Here is a 16,684-nt window from a genome sequence, read left to right on the forward strand (position 1 = left end):
CCATGAATGTCGCGAAAGCAATTGGCGTCGCCCCTGCCGGCATGCACCGTGACGCCCCAACGGCGCGCATGGCCCGTGTTGCCGAGGTTGCGGCCAAGGCGGCCGATTCCGTCGATCGCGACGCCCGTTTCCCCCACGAAGTCTTCGATGCATTGAAGCAGGAAAACCTTCTTGGCGTGGCTGTGCCGATTGAATTCGGCGGCCAGGGAATCGGCCATGCCGCGATTGCCGACCTGATCGTCCAGCTGGCGCAGGCCTGCGGTTCCAGCGCGATGATCTATGGCATGCACCAGATTCAGATTGCGAGCTTGGCCAGCCATGGGCCTGGCAGCGAATGGCATCGTGCCTACATGCGTCGCATTGCCAGCGAGCAGCTGCTGATGGCATCCGCTACCTCCGAGGCGGGCATTGGTGGTGATCTTCGCAATTCTATCTGCGCGCTCAACGTCATCGATGGCCGCTTCTCGTTGACCAAGGACGCGACCGTGATTTCCTACGGCGCCTTTGCCGACGCCATCCTGGCCACAGCGCGCCGGGCACCGGACGCAGCCGGCACCGACCAGTCCATGATCGTCATACCCGCCGACGCCAACCGCACGCTGGAGCGCAAGTCCGTTTGGGACACGCTCGGCATGCGCGGCACCTGTTCCGACGGCTTTCTGCTGACTGCAACCGGCGATGCCGCGCAGATATTCACCAAGCCGTTTTCGGAGATCGCTGCCCAATCAATGCTGGCGAGTTCGCACATCTACTGGGCAGCGACATGGTTTGGCATCGCGGCCGATGCCTTCGCGCGTGCCCAGGCCTTCGTCAAGCAAGCCGCCCGCAAGCAGCCAAACCTGACGCCGCCAGGCGCGCTCCGCCTGTCGGAGGCAGCCGCCAAGCTGCAGGAGATGAAGGGACATCTCGTTGCCGCCATCCGTCGTTTCGAGATCGCCGAACGCAATGAGGACGATCTCTCCTCGATAGGCTTTGCCGCTGAAATCAACGCGCTGAAGGTGGCCGCGAGTGAAAAGGCGGGCGAAGTCGTGCGGCTCGCAATGCTGATCTGCGGCATCCTTGGCTATAAGAACGGCACGCCGTTCAGCGTCGGCCGGCATCTGCGCGACATCACCTCGGCTACAGTGATGATCTCGAACGACCGCATTCATGCGAACACATCGACGCTGCTTCTGATGAGCCGCTTCGATGCCAGACTGGGAGGTTGAGATGGATACCGGGACATTCACCTCAAAGGACCTGCTCGACAAGCTGTTCGATAACGGCATCCTGTTTGAGACCGGAGTCGACGGCCTCTATGGCCGCTCCGGCATGTTCGAGGAAGTCATCGAACGTTTCGAGCGCCTGGTCACGCGCCTCGGCGCGGTCGACAAGCCTACCCGTATCCACTTTCCGCCAGGCATGAGCCGCGCGACGCTGGAAAAAAGCGGCTACATGAAAAGCTTTCCGCAGCTTGCCGGGTGCGTGCACTCCTTCATGGGCGACGAGCGCGGCCATGCCAAGCTGCTTGGCATGATGGATGCCGGCCAGGACTGGACTGAACTGCAGCAGCCAACGGAGTTGGCGCTGACGCCTGCCGCCTGCTATCCGCTCTATCCGACGGTCGCCGCACGCGGACCGGTTCCGATGGACGGTCTCCTGTTTGAACTCTCATCCTATTGTTTCCGGCATGAGCCATCGCAGGACCCGGCCCGCATGCAGCTTTTCCGAATGCGGGAATTCGTCTGCATCGGTACGGCCGATCATGTGCATGCGTTTCGCCAGAGCTGGCTTGAGCGTGGCAAGGCGATGATCGAGTCGCTGGAGTTGCCTTGTGAGCTGGATCTCGCCAACGACCCGTTCTTCGGCCGCGGCGGCAAGATGCTGGCCAACAACCAGCGCGACCAGGGGCTGAAGTTCGAGCTGCTGATACCGGTGAGCAGCCAGGAAAAGCCGACAGCCTGCCTGAGTTTCAACTATCACCAGGATCATTTCGGCCAGACCTGGGGATTGAAGTTCGCCGATGGCAGCCTGTGCCATTCGGCCTGCGTCGGCTTCGGCCTGGAACGTGTGGCGCTGGCGCTGTTTCGTCATCATGGCCCCGACGTTAATGCCTGGCCGCCGGCTGTCCGCGCGGTTCTCTGGAATGCCTGACATGAACGCCGTGATCCCCGGTCTCGACCCGGCGGGCTACAGGCCGCATGAATTGCACAGCGCCGAACGTCGCTGGCCGCAGACAAATTGCTACGTCGACCTGCTGATTGAAGTCATGCATGCGACCGGCCATGACCCGGTGGCCGCGCTCGGCTTTACCCTTGCCCAGGATTTCGAAGGCGATCAGTTCACCTTCTTCAAGTTTCCAATCGCCGATCTGCAGCGGCTTGCGGGTCTCGATATCCAGGAACTGGCGATCTTTGACCGGCTGGAAACGCATGTTGCGACGCAGATCGACCTCGGACGCCTGCCGCTGGTGGAAGTCGATGCTTTCTACCTGCCCGACACAAGGGGAATCACCTATCGCGCGGCCCATTCCAAGACGACCATCGGTATCAATGAGATCGATCCGCGGACGCAGCGGATGGTCTATTTTCACAATGATGGTGTCTTCGCGCTGGGTGGTGAGGACTATGAAGGCATCTTCGGCGGCGCTGACCTTGCGAGCGCGGGCTCGTTGCCACTGTTTCCCTACGCGGAGTTCGTGAAATTCGGCGTCACGCAGCCGCCCGAAGATATGGCACGAGCAGCCGCGATACTGCTCTCACATCACCTGTCACGCCGCCCGAAGCACAATCCGTTGCGATCCTACGCTGCTGCGTTCGGCCGCCATGTCGAGATGCTGGTCCACCGCCCGCCGGAGTATTTTCATATCTACTCCTTCAACACGTTGCGGCAGCTAGGCGCGAATTTCGAGCTTCTCGGCAGCCATCTGGAGTGGCTCGGGAAAAATCGCCGCGAGAGTTTCGAGCAAGCGGCCAAGGCCGCAGGCGATATCGCCGAAGGCGCCAAGGTCATGCAGTTCAAACTCGCCAGGGCCATGGCGCGCGGGCGTTTCGATGGGCTGGAGGCGACGCTGGAACCGATGGCCAGCGCTTATGATGTTATCATCAACGTGCTTGACGCGCGCATGGCAACCCTGGCGGAGGCGGCCTGAACGGCGAGCGGAATTCGCCTGCCGTAGCCTGGATCAGATCCATGACGACAGTGATCTCCGTCGCCGATTCAGCTGAGTTGCTGGAAGCAGGATGGCAGCTTGCCCTGACGCCGGCTGGCGAATGGCGCGGGCCGAGCGATGCCGACCCTTCGGCAACATGGCTGCGCGCCACATGTCCTGGTACCGCGGCGGCGGCGCTCGAGGTGGGCGGTCTTTGGGATCGGCAAGCACCGATGCCATTGCATGACAAGGACATCTGGTATCGCTGTCGCCTTGAAGCCAGCGGGCCGGTGCGGCTTGTCTTCGAAGGCCTTGCGACGATTGCCGAAATCTACATCGACGATCGATTGGTCCTTGTCTCCACCTCCATGTTCGCGCCGTGTCAGACGTCGCTGACGCTGAAAGGCGGCGAAATGCTTGCCATCGCGTTTCGCAGTCTTGACGCCTATATGGACGGCCTCAAGGGTCCGCGGGCCCGCTGGAAGGCGCGCATGATTGACGATCAGCGCTTGCGGCTCGTTCGCACGACCCTGCTTGGCCACATGCCGGGCTGGTGCCCGGCCTTCGACGTCGTCGGCGCATGGCGGCCGGTTCTGCTGGTGCGCGAGAATTTGGCTTCGCGCGTTGCTAGCGTCGACATGCGTTCCGATCTCGAAGGGACTACAGGCAAGCTCGATGTCGAGCTGACGCTCTTCACGCCGCTTGTTGACGGCGAAACCGCCTTTATCAGCTGTGCCGGAAAAACCGCGACGCTCACCGGCGATGGCGAGAAGCTGAATGCGCGCCTTGACATCGCCAACGTTGCGGCTTGGTGGCCGCACAGCCATGGAACGCCGGATCTTCATGGTGTCAGCGCTACCATCGGGAGTAACGAGGTAAACCTCGGACGTGTCGGCTTTCGACGCCTGGAGCTGGATCGCGGCCGTGACGGGCGCGACTTTCGGCTGATCGTCAACGGCATCCCGGTCTTTTGTCGTGGCGCGGTTTGGACACCGTCGGACATAGTGTCCCTGGACGGGAGCGCGGCGCCGTTGGACGCCGCCTTGCGCCTGGCAAGTGATGCCGGTGTCAACATGCTGCGTGTCGGCGGCCCCTTCGTCTATGAATCCAACGCCTTTCATGCCCTGTGTGACGAACTCGGCATACTCGTCTGGCAGGACCTGATGCTGGCGAATTTCGATTACCCCGCCCGGGATGACGAATGGTGCGCTACGCTGGCGGCGGAAGTAGAAGCATTGCTGCGACGATTGCGGCACTCGCCTTCGCTGGCTGTGATTTGCGGCGGCAGTGAAATCGCCCAGCAGGCGTCTATGATGGGAATTCCAGCGTCCATGGACCCGACGCCGTGGTTCGACACGGTGGTGAGGCCGCTTGCGGACGCCATTAGACCTGATCTCGTGCAGGTTGCTTCCTCGCCGCATGGCGGCAGCTTGCCTTTCACCGCTGAAGCCGGACCGGTGCATTATTATGGCGTGGGCGCTTATTGCCGGCCGCTGGAGGATGCGCGCCGTGCCGAGGTCCGCTTCGCCAGCGAGTGCCTTGCCTTCGCCAACGTGCCGGATCAGGAGACGCTGGACGCCTTCCTGCCCGTTGCGCCCGTGCATGACCCACGCTGGAAAGCCGCGACGCCGAGAGACGTTGGGGCGTCTTGGGATTTCGAGGATGTACGCGACCACTATCTGGAAAACGTCTTCGGCGTCGACGCCCGTGCGTTGAGGCTGCAGGACGGTGCACGCTACCTCGACCTCTCGCGTGCCGTGACGGCCGAGATTGTGGAGCGCACGATTGACGAATGGCGCCGACCGGCCTCGCCGACGGCGGGTGCACTGACCTTGTTCTGGAAAGATCTGGCCGTCGGCGCCGGCTGGGGCGCGATCGATGCGACCGGCCGGCCAAAATCAGTTTGGCATGCGATGAAGCGGGCCTTCCGTCCGCTGCGCCTGATCCTCAGCGATGAAGGCTTGAACGGCCTCCATGTGCATGTGATCAACGATGGACCGGATTTGGTTGAAGGCAGGCTCACCCTGACCTGCCTGCGCGATGGTTTGACACCGGTCGTCACAGGCAAACGCGAGATCGCGGTTGCGGCGCATGATGCCGTGACGGTTTCGGCCTTCGAGCTGTTCGGTGCGTTCTTCGATATCTCTTACGCCTACCGCTTCGGTCCGGTTGCGCATGAGTTGAGCGTGGGGCAGTTTACGGATTCGCAGGGAATCCAGTTGGCGGAAGCCTTCCATGTTCTGCCCAATGTCATGACGAAACGGTGCGATGTCGGCCTTCGCGCCAAGATCGAACCTGGCAGCGATTGCTGGCGGCTTCGGCTCGCCTGCGACAGGGCCGCGTATTATGTCCATGTCGGCGGTCCCCATTATCGGGCCGAAGAGGACTATTTTCATCTGTTGCCTGGTCGCGAAAAAACAGTGAGGCTGGTCGCGCTGACGGGCGCACCGATGCCTACCGGGACCGTTACAGCCCTCAATGCGCAGCGACCTGTTGTTTTCGACCTGACCGAGCCGTTCCCTAAAATGGGTGCAGCCAGGGGCATTTCGTGAGGCCGATCGTTTTCGAAGGGACTGTCGGCTGGGTTCATCCCGCAGGGGGCAGCCGGGGCGTGGTTATAGCGGGCGCGCACGGTTTCGAAGACCTTTGCAGCCGGCGTTTTCTCACATTGATGGCAAGGCGGTTGGCCCAAGCTGGTCTACCCGTTCTGCAATTCGACTATCCAGGCTGTGGAGACGCCACCGGCGATCACACCGAGCCCCATCGCGTGGCTGCCTGGGTGTCGAGCATCGAGACGGCGATAGGGCGGCTGAAAGCCGAAACCGGCGTGACCGATGTGCTGGTGATCGGCTTCCGTCTCGGTGCTCTCCTTGCTCCATCGGCCATAGGCGGACGGGATGACGTTGCCGGTCTGGCACTGCTTGCGCCGCCAATATCGGGCAAGGCCTATGTGCGCGAGATGGCAGGCCTGGCAAGAATGATCGACGCAGCCCTGCCGACATACGACACTGAGGTCGAGCCATTCGACGGCATCGAAACCGCCGGGTTCAGGATGAGCGCCGAGACGATCGCGGATCTGCGGACGCTTGAGTGGCGTGAACTCGCCGGTTCCTTGCGCCAGGATATTCTGCTTGTGACGACACAACCCGCCACGTCGCATTCGGCGCTCGCCGAAGGCGTGGCCGCGGCCGGTGGCGGCGTGCGGATCGAGACATTTGCCGGTTTTGCCCGGCTGATGAGCAACCCGACCGCCAACGACATCCCGCAATCCACCCTTGAGATGGTCGTGGGGTGGGCAGTCGAGCGCCGAAAGCCCGTCGGCGCGGCTTCCCACGAGCCGGTGGCCACCGCGCCAGTGTTTATGGCGGAGGGTGGATATAACGAATGGCCACTGGTGCTCGCGCCCGCGCCGGAGATTTGCGGCGTGCTGTGCATGCCTGCCCAGGCCAAGCCCCAGGGACAGGTCGCCCTTATCCTCAATGCCGGCGCGATACCGCATATCGGTTGGGCACGTGGCGCGGTCGACATGGCGCGTTCACTCGCCCGAGATGGCATAGCCTCGCTGAGGGTCGATCTGCCGGGCCTCGGCCAGAGTGGGACGCCGGACGAGAAGCGGCTGTTTCTCTACGATGAGCGCGGCCGCGATGACATGCTGCGGATTGTAAACTGGCTCGAGCAGTATGGATTTGATCAGGTCAGCGCGATCGGCACATGCGCCGGGGCCTATCAGGCGTTCCATGCCGCGCGTTTCGATCGCCGTATTGCCTCGCTGACCATGGTCAATCCTTTGTGCTTCGCATGGAACAGTTCATATGCCCTGGACATGGAACTGTCGAAAGTCAGGGACAATGCGCGTGGCTCACTCAAACCAGAGGACGGCGCCGGCGAGGCGGATGTGGCTGAGCCGCATTCACACGCAACGGCCTTGAGATCACCTCGCTTGAAAGCGCTCCTGTCCAGACTTGGCGGGCGCGCCCTGCGCTTCGGCCTGGAATTGTCGAAATCCACGACGTCCAACTTTTGGCGCAGGCGCGGTTCAGGAAGCCAGTCCGTGGAAACCTGGATGAAAAATCTGACCGCGCGTGGAACGCGCGTCTTGGTGGTAAGCGCCGAAAACGATCGGAGCCTGGATGAAATTGCCCGCCACTTCGGGCCGGACGGCGAGCGTTTGAGACGCATGCAAGGTGTCACTCTCGTGCGTCTGGATGCCGCCGATCATACATTGACGCCGGCCCATGCACGCTCCCGGCTTGTCGAGCACGTCACACAATTGTTAAGCCCCGCCGCCGATGGGCGGTAGAGACCTGGGGTCTGCTCGACGACCAATCGACAGCCGGCACTTTAATTCTTTATTTCCCAAACTGGCATACCAATTGGGAAAGGCCTTCTATCTTCATGGATATCGCGGAATGTCCAACGCGCGAAACACTGCCGCCAGGCCGGGTGAAAACTCAGATTTGCCACCGTCGAGCGAGAAAAAATTGAGATTGCTGTCCTTGATCACCAATTTGCTGCGCAAGAGGAGCGGCAATCTAGCGGCTTCACAGACCGGCGTGATCTACGGGGATGACGATTTTGCCGGCTCGCCTGCTAGACTACGGCTCCTCGATCCACTGGAACTGGACTACTTTCCTCATGACAACGAGATATTCCAAGACCAGGATGAGAATACCGCTGAAACAATCCACAGCATTCATGCCGAGCTCGCCGAACTGCACGCCAGCGTGGCCGAACTGATGCAATCGTCAAGCAACGGACAAGCTAAAATTGCAAGCCCAGCCTATGCCGGACGGGGATTTCCGAAGGGTGCTTCCACGGATTACGGCACGATTGAGGAACCGCATTCGGCCTCCCCTTGGGAGCATATCCGTCGCTGACAAGATGTAAGTCAGATCCCGGACTGAAGCCTCGCCCTGACCGGCGTCTTCCCGACGAGGGTGGCTCCGGCATCGCGGCTGGGGAATATCCTGTAACCCGATATTAAGCATATCCGCGCATGGATTATTGGCGATATACGCACGATGATTTTAGTGCGGTGGAGACGAGACTATGGCGACCTCCATGGGCGGCATTTCACGCGATCGATCTGCCGCCAGGCGAGCGCAGGTCGATACCTCGGTGGATTTGCTCGGCCTTGCCGATACGCTAATCCGCCGGCGCTGGATCGTTCTTTCGTTCACGCTGACCTTCGTTGCATTGGGACTGTTGGCGTTGTTCCTGATTTCGCCGCGGTATACAGCGACGTCGCGCATCCTTATCGACCCGCGTGAGCAGCGGGTCATGCAGAACGAGGTGGTGCAGCAAGGCTTCGGCTCCGACATGGCGCTGGTGGAAAGCCAGATCGAGGTGATCACCTCGGAAGCGGTGCTCAAGCGGGTTGTCCAGAGCAGCGGTCTTGCCACGGATCCGGAATTCATATCCGCCATCAAAAGTGGGCAAGATCCCTCAGTCATTGCGCTTGAAGCACTGGCGCAAGCGACCAAGGTCGTGCGGCCCGAAAACACTTACGTGCTTCAGATCAGCGTCACCAGCAAAGAAGCCATCAAGTCAGCTCGTCTCGCGAACGCCGTGGCTGCTGCATATTTGGGCTATCAGGCCGAAACAACTTCCGGTACCGCACGCGACGCCAGCACGTCGATCCGTGACCGCCTCGCACAATTGCAAAGCGAGTTGAATAGCTCGGAGGAAGAGGTCGAAGCCTTCAAGCGCGACCACAATGTTTCGGAATCGGATGGACGATTGCTCGGCGAGCGCGAACTGACGGACCTTTCGGCTCGCCAGTCGGCTAGTGCTGCGCGAGTCAACGAAACAAAGGCCCGGTTCGAGGTTATGCAGGCCGCGCTGAAGACGCGCGGAGATGTCAGCACGGTCATCACCGGCACCGACAGCGCCATGGTCGACCTGCGTACCCAGCTTGGCGAGGCGCAGCGAAACCTGGCCGAACTCCAGCAGATCCTTGGACCGCGTCATCCTCGCGTCACGGCTGCCGAAGGGCAGGTTGTGCAAGCTCGCGCGACAATCCGTGCGGAAAGTGAGCGGCTGGTGCAAGCCGCGCAAGACGACTATCGCGCAGCTGTTGACACCCTGAACAAGGTCACCGGAGACCTTAATGCCGCCAAGACAGCTTCCTTCGATACCAACCAGGATCTGATCAAGCTGCGTGAACTTGAGCGCAAGGCGCAGTCGAGCAAGGTCGTCTACGAGGCGTTTATGGTCCGCGCCAAGGAAACCGCCGAGCAGGAAAATATTTCGCCGCCCAATGCCCGTATCATCGCTGAAGCGGCGGTTCCAAGTTCGTCCTCGTATCCACCTAAGTTGCCGCTGCTTATCGCCGCCGGACTGTTGGGATTGTTCATAGGCGTCTTTGCCGCGATATTGCGGGATCTGGCTGCCGGCGCGCTCGCCGCGCGTCCTCAGGCTCAGCCTTTGGAACCTGCCAAGGCGGACATCACCGGCGGGCTTGTAACAGTCGTCTCCATCCATGATCCCGCCCTTGCCCGTCAGGCCGCGTTCGAGTTGGCGCGAGACGCAATGGCGGCCGACCAGAAGGTCATTTTCATCGATCTCGCGTCTGATGCACCTTCCGACATAGCCGGACTTGCAGAACTAGCAATTGGTGAATCCCCGGTCGCGAAAGCGATCCGGATCGGCCGTAAGTCGGGACTTCAGATGCTCAACGCCGGGCGCAAGGATACTGTCGCGCGCCTGTCGCCCGGAAAAGTGGAAGCGGTCCTTGGCGCGATAATTCAGGAATATGACCACATCGTTGTCAATGGAGGGACACTCGAGGCCAGCCCCGGTCCCATGGCCGATGTGATTGCCGGATATTCCAGCCGGTCGGTGCTGGCGGTGCGGGACGGTGTGTTTGGTCTACGCGAACGCCAGGCTTTAAATGCGTTGGCCGGCGATGGCGACATGGATGTTTCGGTGGTGTCGGTTGAGAAGGACGTGGCTATCGATCAAGCCGCATGAAGTTCCCCTGGCCAAGAAATTGCGTCGCGGCGAAAGGCATTCATCGGCCCGACGCGGCCACTGAAAGTCAATGACAATGGGATCAATAGAGTATCGGCTGAACGTCGCTGATTTCCCTCTAAAGGTGCAAGGCGACGCTGCGTCCTGGCGGCAGTTGGTCGATCCGCTCATTCTGCTGGCCACGGTACTTTTATTCTCCCTATCAAACTATGCGCTCGACTTTCTCGGCATCCCGTATGATTCATCGAGCGGATCGATCGTCACCAAGATTCATCCGGCAACCTACACATTTGGCTTGGCGCTGGTCCTGGCGGTGCTCGCCAATCGAAACCCGGTCGGCTACGCGGTCTCCCTTCTCGTTCGTTGCGCCGGATCGACCAGCCTGCTCGCCGCTTGCCTGCTGCTCTGGTACTTCATCTCCCGTTACAAGCCCGATCAATCCGCCTCCTTCCTGATCGACGCGCTGATGGTCGCGGCCGTTATTACCATGCTGTTTTGCGACTCGGGCGAGAAGCTGCGGCTTTATGCTGCCCGTTGCCTTCACATGCTGATGGTCATCAATTGCCTGATTGCGATCACCGAAGGCTTGACGTCGTGGCGACTGTTTCCCTTCCTCATTGAGGATCGGGTCCAGACCTGGGATCATCGGGCCACGGCTTTGCTTGGCCACCCGCTTGCCGGTGCGCTGGCCACTGGCGTCTACGCGGTGATCCTGATGACTGTGAAAGATGTTCGCGGGCTGAGCCCGCGCTGGCGCCTGCCCATCATAGTCCTGTGCATGGCGACGATGCCGCTTCTCGGCGCCCGAACCTCGTTTGCCGTTGTCTATGGCGTGGCGGCGGTGATGGGCCTGCTCTTCATTTTGAAGCTGATGCGCGGCGGCGCGATTTCAGTGCGCGCATTGCTCGCCATTCTCGTTCTTGCACCGCTTGGCGTCGTCGCTGTCGCGGCAATGTACCAATTCGGCTATTTCGACAATTTCCTCGCGCGTTTTACCAATGACAGCGGCAGTGCGGCGACTCGCATTCAGTTGTTTCGCCTGTTCGACAATTTCGGGCTGCGCGAACTGCTCATCGGATTCAGTCAGGACGAACTGGAGACCAGTGTACGTATAAACGGCCTCAGCGAGGGTATCGAGAACGCGTGGGCTGGCCACCTCTTGCGCTATGGTCTCGTCTTCTCGTCGGTTCTGTGGCTGGGCATCTTGAGCTGGTTCATCGAGATGCTGCGGGTCGGCGGCCGTGGCGCGATCCTGCCGCTCTTTTTCGCATTGCTGATCAACTCCACCAGCGTCGGCATAAGCGCCAAGACGACGATGCTGACCATGCCGGCCGTGCTGATACTGGCCCTTGTGGCAAGGACTAGAGCAATTCCAGGAAGAGCAATTCCAGGAAAGGTGTGAGCGGTTTCCGTCCGGAATTGCTTACGGAACCACTTATCAGAAGCCGGTCGCAGCGGCCGGGCGGCGAGGGGAGCGCGCCAACGCCTCTGAGCGAAGCAATCCGAGCCTCGCTCGCGGCGTTGTTCGGCATAGGCTGGACAATTCGGCGCCGAGCTGTCTCGTCCGCTTGATCCGACGACCTGCCATTGCTGGACCCAGCCCGTCGCGCATGGCAGGCGGTCGGATAAATCGTGAGCGATTGCGGGTGCTGAGAATGGGCCGAGCTGATTAAGCTAGCCAGACCTCGATGCTTCGGACGGAGCGCTCATCACCGTTGGTGCGGCGGCGGATGTGCGCATCCTTCGTCGCAGCCGGTGCTGGGCGACTTGATAATGCTCGACGTCGATGTCAGGTCATCAACGCGGATCCAACCCTGCGCGGATCCGATCAGGCTGGCTAGAGACCGCCAGCGAGATGGTGATAGAGCGCGATGATAACCTCGTTCTGTTTCCAGATCATCAGCACGCCGCTCAGGGCCATCAGCATTACGACGGCTGTCCGGAATTGGCGTCCGCTCATCCGCCCAAGCCATGGCTGCGCGGCGACCGTCGAGAGCGCCGCACCTATCCCGGTCGCCAGGCCAAAGGCAAGGGCGTGCCCGCCGAACGCGCCAAGGTCGGCAAACACTGCAATCTTGACCACATCGGTCGCGAAGGAGTTCACCGACTTCGTCGCTACCAAGGTCTCCTTGCTGGAACCATAGTTCAGGTAAAGTGAGTTCAGCACCGGGCCCACCGTGCCCATCAGCGCCGAAAGCAGGGATACAATCAGCCCGGCGGGCAAGAACCACCAGCGCCGTGCCTGATAGCTGCGCGCGCGCGCGCCGCCTCGGAACTCCCACACCGCGCCTATCAGATAGAGGCCGATGAATATCTGCAGCCAATCGGCGCGCGCGCTGGCGAACAGCCAAGCGCCCGCTGCCGCCCCGATGATGGCTCCGGGCAAATACCAGCGCACGATATGCCAATCGACGTCGCGGCGAAACGCCAGGATCCGCGCCGGATTTCCCATCAACTCGGTGATCGTGATCACCGGAGCGACGGCGGCGCTGCCCGTGAGGAAGGTCACTGCCGGGATCAGCATCAGACCGCCGCCGCCTGCCGACAGCGTATTGAGGGTCCAGGCCATAAAGCCCGCGCCGCAGAGCAATATCAATTGGAGCCAGTCCATCGGGCAGAAAACGTGCCGCGCGCCTGGCCGGTTCCGGTCAGCGGTTGCGAGTGACGATCAGTCTCCGGGCGGTGCAGTCCGCTTGGGACCCGAGAGCGGCACTCGCTGATGATGGGTGGCGGTGTCGCCTTGCGTGTTCGCCAGGCGACAAGGCTGTTACCGGGCGTGGGCCGATGGTGCCGTCTTACCCTGAGTCACCGACGGCGGGGTCCTGAGTGAGGCACCGGTCTGCGTATCAGTGGCCGGTACGGTATGCTCGTCGCCCGACAGCGGACTGCCCTGGCCCGGCACGGCGTCGGCTGTCGGTGCACTGTTGTTTATGCCGTTCATGAACGGCTGGCTCGAGGTCGTCAGGCCCCCGGCCGACGTGGCGGTGAAGAGGTGATCGGCTGCCGACGCGGGGCCGGCAAGCAGCGAAAACGCCGCAATGACGATGAGAGTTCGCATGATGGATACTCCGATGACTGCCTGTCCGATGCCGGCCTTGCGGTGGCAGGGACGGCCGTCCCTTCATGGTCCCAACGCCGCGCTTCTCGCTGCGTTCCCGAAGATTTCGTTTCGACGCAAAGAAATGTCTTTTGACTGAGACACACCGGCGTCCGGCTGCAATCAGTAGCAGCGGTGCGCCAATTCTCGCCCGAGCGCGGCTGCTGCAGGCCGATCAGATCATCAAAAACGCGTTCCATGGGATTTCTCTCCTCCGGGCGATTCCCGTATAGATCGGGGCCTAGCGAAGTCGAGTTGTGTAGATATGCTGTAAATCGGCCGATTTTCGGCCGTTCCTGGAAACCCTGTATAGCTTGAGAATGTTGGCTCCCCAGGACCGACGAAGCTGAGAAATTCGAATTCGCGATTCCCCTACGCCAGAATGCGCCCTCGGTGACGAAGATGCGCAAACGTGATCGTGACCGCGCAGAAGCCCTACGCCTTGCTGGCGGGCCAAAGCCGACGCTGAGAGACCGAGCTGCGGCCCTCGCTCGCGAGCGTGGCGAGGTGCGAACGGCTGAACTGACAGCAATCGGCATTCCCCGCTGCTACCTAGCCCGGATGTGCGATGAGGGCTTGCTCATCAAAGTCGGTTATGGAGTATATCGCGCCGCCAAACGTGATGCTGCTTGACGGTCAGAGCCAGCGGCGAACCTCGGCCTTGTAGCGGCGGTAGTCGTCGCCGAACTTCGCTTCGAGATAACGCTCCTCGCGGGCGATCACCTGCGTCTGGATCGCGATCAGCACCAACGGGAGCAAGGCGAAGGCGATCGGCCCGTCGAGGCCGATGGCAAGGCCGCTATAGATAAGCGCCATGCCGAGATACATGGGATTGCGGGTCCACTGATAGGGACCGGTCGTTGCTACGAGGGTCGTTGGCTGCGACGGGGGAACGTTGGTGCCCAGCCGCCGGAACAGCCCCGCCGCTGCAAGCATTATCGCCGCGCCGGCAGCGAACAGCAGAGCGCCCGTCGCCGCCAGCAACCGCCAGTCGATGCCGAAAGAGCGCAGGGGACGAACCGCTCCACCGCCAGCCCTAACAGCAGCGCTCCCAGATAGACGAAGGGCGGAGGGAAGCGCACACCCGCGCTGTCCGGTTCGACGGCCATGCTCCTCTCCAATCTCTGCTCTCAAACCAGCATCGACTGCTGGGCGAAGATACCCGCCATCGCGCCGTGCGATGATGCCAGGGTGACCGATGGCGGCGTAACGGGGTTGGCGAGGTCGCCGGCGGCGTAGATGCCGGGCGTGCTGGTTTCGCGGCGCTCGTCGACCTTGAGGATGATGCCGAGTGGCGTATCGACCGTGGCGAGGCCCAGTGATTCATGGAGGTTTGCGGACGGCTTGTTGCGCGGATGCGCGAACAGGATGTCGACCGCGACATTTGGGCCGGTATCGAGCTTGACGGTGGCGTTATGGCCCTCGTGATGCGCGATCTCGATGATCCGGCCATCGACGACAGGCGTGTTGCGGCGCGCCAGATCGGCCCGGATATCGGGCGGAATGTCATGACCATCGGCGAAGACCGTCAACCTGTCGGTCCAATCGTGGAACAGCTTGACCTGATTGTGTGACTGCCGGCCGGACCAGACGAGGCCCCAATGCTGGCCGGCGACTTCAAAGCCGTCGCAATAGGGGCAGGGCACGATGGACTTGCCCCAGCCTTCGGCAAAGCCCGCAACATCAGGCATCTGGTCGATGACGCCATAGCTCAGGATCAGACGACGCGCCGCAAGGCTTTCACCATCGCCAGTGACGACTGAGAAATCGTCGATGGCGCCGGAGACGCTGTCGGCCCGGGCACTGACAAGCTTGATCGCGGGATACCGTTCCAGCTGCTGCCGCGCCTCCGCCAGGATGTCCAGCGGCGGCTTGTGATCGTGGCCGAGCAGTCCATGCGAGTGACCGGCGAAGCGGTTGCGCGGCAGGCCGGTATCGAGAACGGTGACCTTGCGGCGGGCGCGGCCGAGCTGCAAGGCGGCGGCGAGACCGGCAAAGCTGCCGCCGATGATGATGACGTCATCCATGGAAATGGGCTCCGTGTTGTGGATGAAGCGCTGGGCCCAGGGCACAACGACTTGCATTTCAGATACTATCTGGTATCATAATGCAGGAATTAGGATACTGTCAAGGACTGGAATTGTCGTGACTGAAAACAGCCGGAGCCGGCGCGGCCGGCCCGCCAACGAGGCGCTTGGCCAAACGATCATCGACGCCGCGAGCGAACTCTTTGTTGAATTGGGTTTTCAAGCGACGACATTGGACAAGGTCGCCCAGCGAGCGAAGATATCCAAGCTCAGCATCTATCGGCACTTCGAGAACAAGGAGGCGCTGTTCAGCGCGGCCATCGCGGCCGGCTGCCATCAGTTTGCACAGGCTCTTTTTGAGGGCGTCGACGGTTCAGCCGAAGATCAGCTCATGGCGGTGGGATCATCCCTGCTTCGCACCCTGATGAGGCCGGACGTCAGCAATGTCGAAGCCATGATCATGGCCGACAAGACCAATCAAAAGTCGTTAAGCAAGCTCCATTACGAAGCCCGCCCCGCCCATATCATCGCCGAAATCGAGGCCCTGTTGCGTCAGTTGCACGCGAAGGCGGTTCTGAACGTGCCCGATCCTCTCCGGTCCGCCCGCTTGTTCGCCGCGCTTTTCAAAGGATCCGATCTCTTGATTATCGCACGCTTCGATCAGGCGAGAGCAGAAGACGACAACGAAATCGAATCCTATTGCCGATCGGCCGTCGCCATGTTCATCGCCGCCCATGGTGGCAACGACTACGCGGGCGGATAGCCTAGACGAGGATCCTCGATGTTCTGACACTCTGGAAGCAGGACTATCGAGATCGAAGAGTATGGGAGAAATTCCACGCTGGCGCGCAGCATCGCGCCATGGCGTAGAAGAGGCGGTGGCTCCCCGGGCCGGATTCGAACCAGCGACCAACCGGTTAACAGCCGGTTGCTCTACCACTGAGCTACCGGGGAACGGAGGCTCTTTGAGCAAGTGGCGCAGCCTATAGCAAACCCGTTTCGGCTTTGCAAAGCAGCATTTCGCATTTTGCCGAGACTTTTTCGCGCGGTGGTTTCTCGCAATCGGCTTTGCCCACCCACATATTAGCCGTCTTGGCGACGGGCGCGGAACCGAAAGGGCGGTCGCGGCTTTCTAAAAATGGCATTATCGAGCCCCCCAGACAGGCAGTTTTCGCAATGACGGCAGCGGACGAAAACCGGATACCCGCACGAAAGATCTCGGTTTTCGGGCGCGAATTCACCATGCCGCAGTCGCGTGGTCTCAGAATCACCATCGGCGTGCTTTTGACAATTGGCGGCCTTCTCGGGTTCCTGCCGATCCTTGGCTTCTGGATGGTGCCGCTCGGACTGCTGGTACTCTCCTACGAAATCGCCATGGTCCGTCGCCACCGGCGCCGCTTGGTCGTCTGGTGGGAGCGGCGACGCCGGCCGGACTGAGCGGCCCTTGCCGACGCATCT

General features: G+C 61.3%; 14 protein-coding genes, 1 tRNA gene and 1 pseudogene. 11 read left to right on the forward strand and 5 right to left on the reverse strand.

What is annotated here, in order from left to right:
* The first annotated feature begins 2 nt into the window (after positions 1 to 2).
* The 8 genes from O7B34_RS10815 to O7B34_RS10850 all read left to right on the forward strand — a co-directional run bounded on the left by O7B34_RS10815 (position 3) and on the right by O7B34_RS10850 (position 11,504).
* Positions 3 to 1,208, forward strand: coding sequence for an acyl-CoA dehydrogenase family protein (locus O7B34_RS10815; RefSeq protein ID WP_337146077.1), 1,206 nt, complete (start codon positions 3 to 5; stop codon positions 1,206 to 1,208).
* 1 nt (position 1,209) lies between these two features.
* Entirely contained in the window at positions 1,210 to 2,133 is a 924-nt protein-coding gene (locus O7B34_RS10820; RefSeq protein WP_337146078.1) for an amino acid--[acyl-carrier-protein] ligase, read from the forward strand.
* Between the two features lies 1 nt (position 2,134).
* Entirely contained in the window at positions 2,135 to 3,130 is a 996-nt protein-coding gene (locus O7B34_RS10825; protein WP_337146079.1) for a DUF1839 family protein, read from the forward strand.
* A 41-nt stretch (positions 3,131 to 3,171) separates the two neighbouring features.
* The gene (locus O7B34_RS10830) at positions 3,172 to 5,682 is read left to right on the forward strand and encodes a glycosyl hydrolase 2 galactose-binding domain-containing protein (protein WP_337146080.1); all 2,511 of its coding nucleotides are present in this window, start codon (positions 3,172 to 3,174) and stop codon (positions 5,680 to 5,682) included.
* Positions 5,679 to 7,430, forward strand: coding sequence for an alpha/beta fold hydrolase (locus O7B34_RS10835; RefSeq protein ID WP_337146081.1), 1,752 nt, complete (start codon positions 5,679 to 5,681; stop codon positions 7,428 to 7,430). Before O7B34_RS10830 ends, O7B34_RS10835 begins: the two co-directional genes overlap by 4 nt.
* Before the next feature lie 109 nt (positions 7,431 to 7,539).
* Positions 7,540 to 8,007, forward strand: a complete 468-nt coding sequence (locus O7B34_RS10840) for a hypothetical protein (protein WP_337146082.1) — start codon at positions 7,540 to 7,542, stop codon at positions 8,005 to 8,007.
* A 172-nt stretch (positions 8,008 to 8,179) separates the two neighbouring features.
* Complete coding sequence (locus O7B34_RS10845; RefSeq protein ID WP_337146083.1) at positions 8,180 to 10,102, forward strand: GumC family protein; 1,923 nt, start codon at positions 8,180 to 8,182, stop codon at positions 10,100 to 10,102.
* Positions 10,103 to 10,172: 70 nt separating this feature from the next.
* A complete protein-coding gene (locus O7B34_RS10850; RefSeq protein WP_337146084.1) occupies positions 10,173 to 11,504 on the forward strand; it encodes a VpsF family polysaccharide biosynthesis protein in 1,332 nt (443 codons plus the stop codon).
* A gap of 435 nt (positions 11,505 to 11,939) precedes the next feature.
* Here the strand turns inward: O7B34_RS10850 and O7B34_RS10855 are convergent, their stop codons facing one another.
* A complete protein-coding gene (locus O7B34_RS10855) occupies positions 11,940 to 12,713 on the reverse strand; it encodes a sulfite exporter TauE/SafE family protein (RefSeq protein ID WP_337146085.1) in 774 nt (257 codons plus the stop codon).
* Positions 12,714 to 12,869: 156 nt separating this feature from the next.
* Positions 12,870 to 13,160, reverse strand: coding sequence for a hypothetical protein (locus tag O7B34_RS10860; RefSeq protein ID WP_337141840.1), 291 nt, complete (start codon positions 13,158 to 13,160; stop codon positions 12,870 to 12,872).
* Between the two features lie 441 nt (positions 13,161 to 13,601).
* Between O7B34_RS10860 and O7B34_RS10865 the strand changes: the two genes are divergently transcribed.
* Complete coding sequence (locus tag O7B34_RS10865; protein WP_140761456.1) at positions 13,602 to 13,832, forward strand: type IV toxin-antitoxin system AbiEi family antitoxin domain-containing protein; 231 nt, start codon at positions 13,602 to 13,604, stop codon at positions 13,830 to 13,832.
* A 3-nt stretch (positions 13,833 to 13,835) separates the two neighbouring features.
* Here the strand turns inward: O7B34_RS10865 and O7B34_RS10870 are convergent.
* Together O7B34_RS10870 and O7B34_RS10875 are read right to left on the reverse strand one after the other, a co-directional pair.
* Positions 13,836 to 14,308: pseudogene (locus O7B34_RS10870) on the reverse strand (methyltransferase family protein).
* Positions 14,309 to 14,329: 21 nt separating this feature from the next.
* On the reverse strand, positions 14,330 to 15,226 hold the full coding sequence (locus O7B34_RS10875; protein ID WP_337146086.1) for an NAD(P)/FAD-dependent oxidoreductase: 897 nt from the start codon (positions 15,224 to 15,226) through the stop codon (positions 14,330 to 14,332).
* A gap of 118 nt (positions 15,227 to 15,344) precedes the next feature.
* Here O7B34_RS10875 and O7B34_RS10880 point away from each other — a divergent pair, with 118 nt between their 5' ends.
* Complete coding sequence (locus O7B34_RS10880) at positions 15,345 to 15,989, forward strand: TetR/AcrR family transcriptional regulator (protein WP_337146087.1); 645 nt, start codon at positions 15,345 to 15,347, stop codon at positions 15,987 to 15,989.
* 116 nt (positions 15,990 to 16,105) lie between these two features.
* Here the strand turns inward: O7B34_RS10880 and O7B34_RS10885 are convergent.
* Positions 16,106 to 16,180, reverse strand: a tRNA-Asn gene (locus tag O7B34_RS10885).
* A gap of 222 nt (positions 16,181 to 16,402) precedes the next feature.
* Between O7B34_RS10885 and O7B34_RS10890 the strand changes: the two genes are divergently transcribed.
* Entirely contained in the window at positions 16,403 to 16,663 is a 261-nt protein-coding gene (locus O7B34_RS10890) for a hypothetical protein (RefSeq protein ID WP_027146779.1), read from the forward strand.
* Positions 16,664 to 16,684: the final 21 nt, after the last annotated feature.

Source organism: Mesorhizobium sp. Cs1299R1N3 (assembly GCF_037179625.1).
Lineage (GTDB): Bacteria > Pseudomonadota > Alphaproteobacteria > Rhizobiales > Rhizobiaceae > Mesorhizobium > Mesorhizobium salmacidum.

Coding starts and splice junctions, on each gene's coding strand:
- O7B34_RS10850 (WP_337146084.1), top strand. CDS start 10,173: ATGACAATGGGATCAATAGAGTATCGGCTGAACGTCGCTGATTTCCCT.
- O7B34_RS10845 (WP_337146083.1), top strand. CDS start 8,180: ATGGCGACCTCCATGGGCGGCATTTCACGCGATCGATCTGCCGCCAGG.
- O7B34_RS10825 (WP_337146079.1), top strand. CDS start 2,135: ATGAACGCCGTGATCCCCGGTCTCGACCCGGCGGGCTACAGGCCGCAT.
- O7B34_RS10865 (WP_140761456.1), top strand. CDS start 13,602: ATGCGCAAACGTGATCGTGACCGCGCAGAAGCCCTACGCCTTGCTGGC.
- O7B34_RS10875 (WP_337146086.1), bottom strand. CDS start 15,226: ATGGATGACGTCATCATCATCGGCGGCAGCTTTGCCGGTCTCGCCGCC.
- O7B34_RS10840 (WP_337146082.1), top strand. CDS start 7,540: ATGTCCAACGCGCGAAACACTGCCGCCAGGCCGGGTGAAAACTCAGAT.
- O7B34_RS10890 (WP_027146779.1), top strand. CDS start 16,403: ATGACGGCAGCGGACGAAAACCGGATACCCGCACGAAAGATCTCGGTT.
- O7B34_RS10855 (WP_337146085.1), bottom strand. CDS start 12,713: ATGGACTGGCTCCAATTGATATTGCTCTGCGGCGCGGGCTTTATGGCC.
- O7B34_RS10815 (WP_337146077.1), top strand. CDS start 3: ATGAATGTCGCGAAAGCAATTGGCGTCGCCCCTGCCGGCATGCACCGT.
- O7B34_RS10820 (WP_337146078.1), top strand. CDS start 1,210: ATGGATACCGGGACATTCACCTCAAAGGACCTGCTCGACAAGCTGTTC.
- O7B34_RS10830 (WP_337146080.1), top strand. CDS start 3,172: ATGACGACAGTGATCTCCGTCGCCGATTCAGCTGAGTTGCTGGAAGCA.
- O7B34_RS10860 (WP_337141840.1), bottom strand. CDS start 13,160: ATGCGAACTCTCATCGTCATTGCGGCGTTTTCGCTGCTTGCCGGCCCC.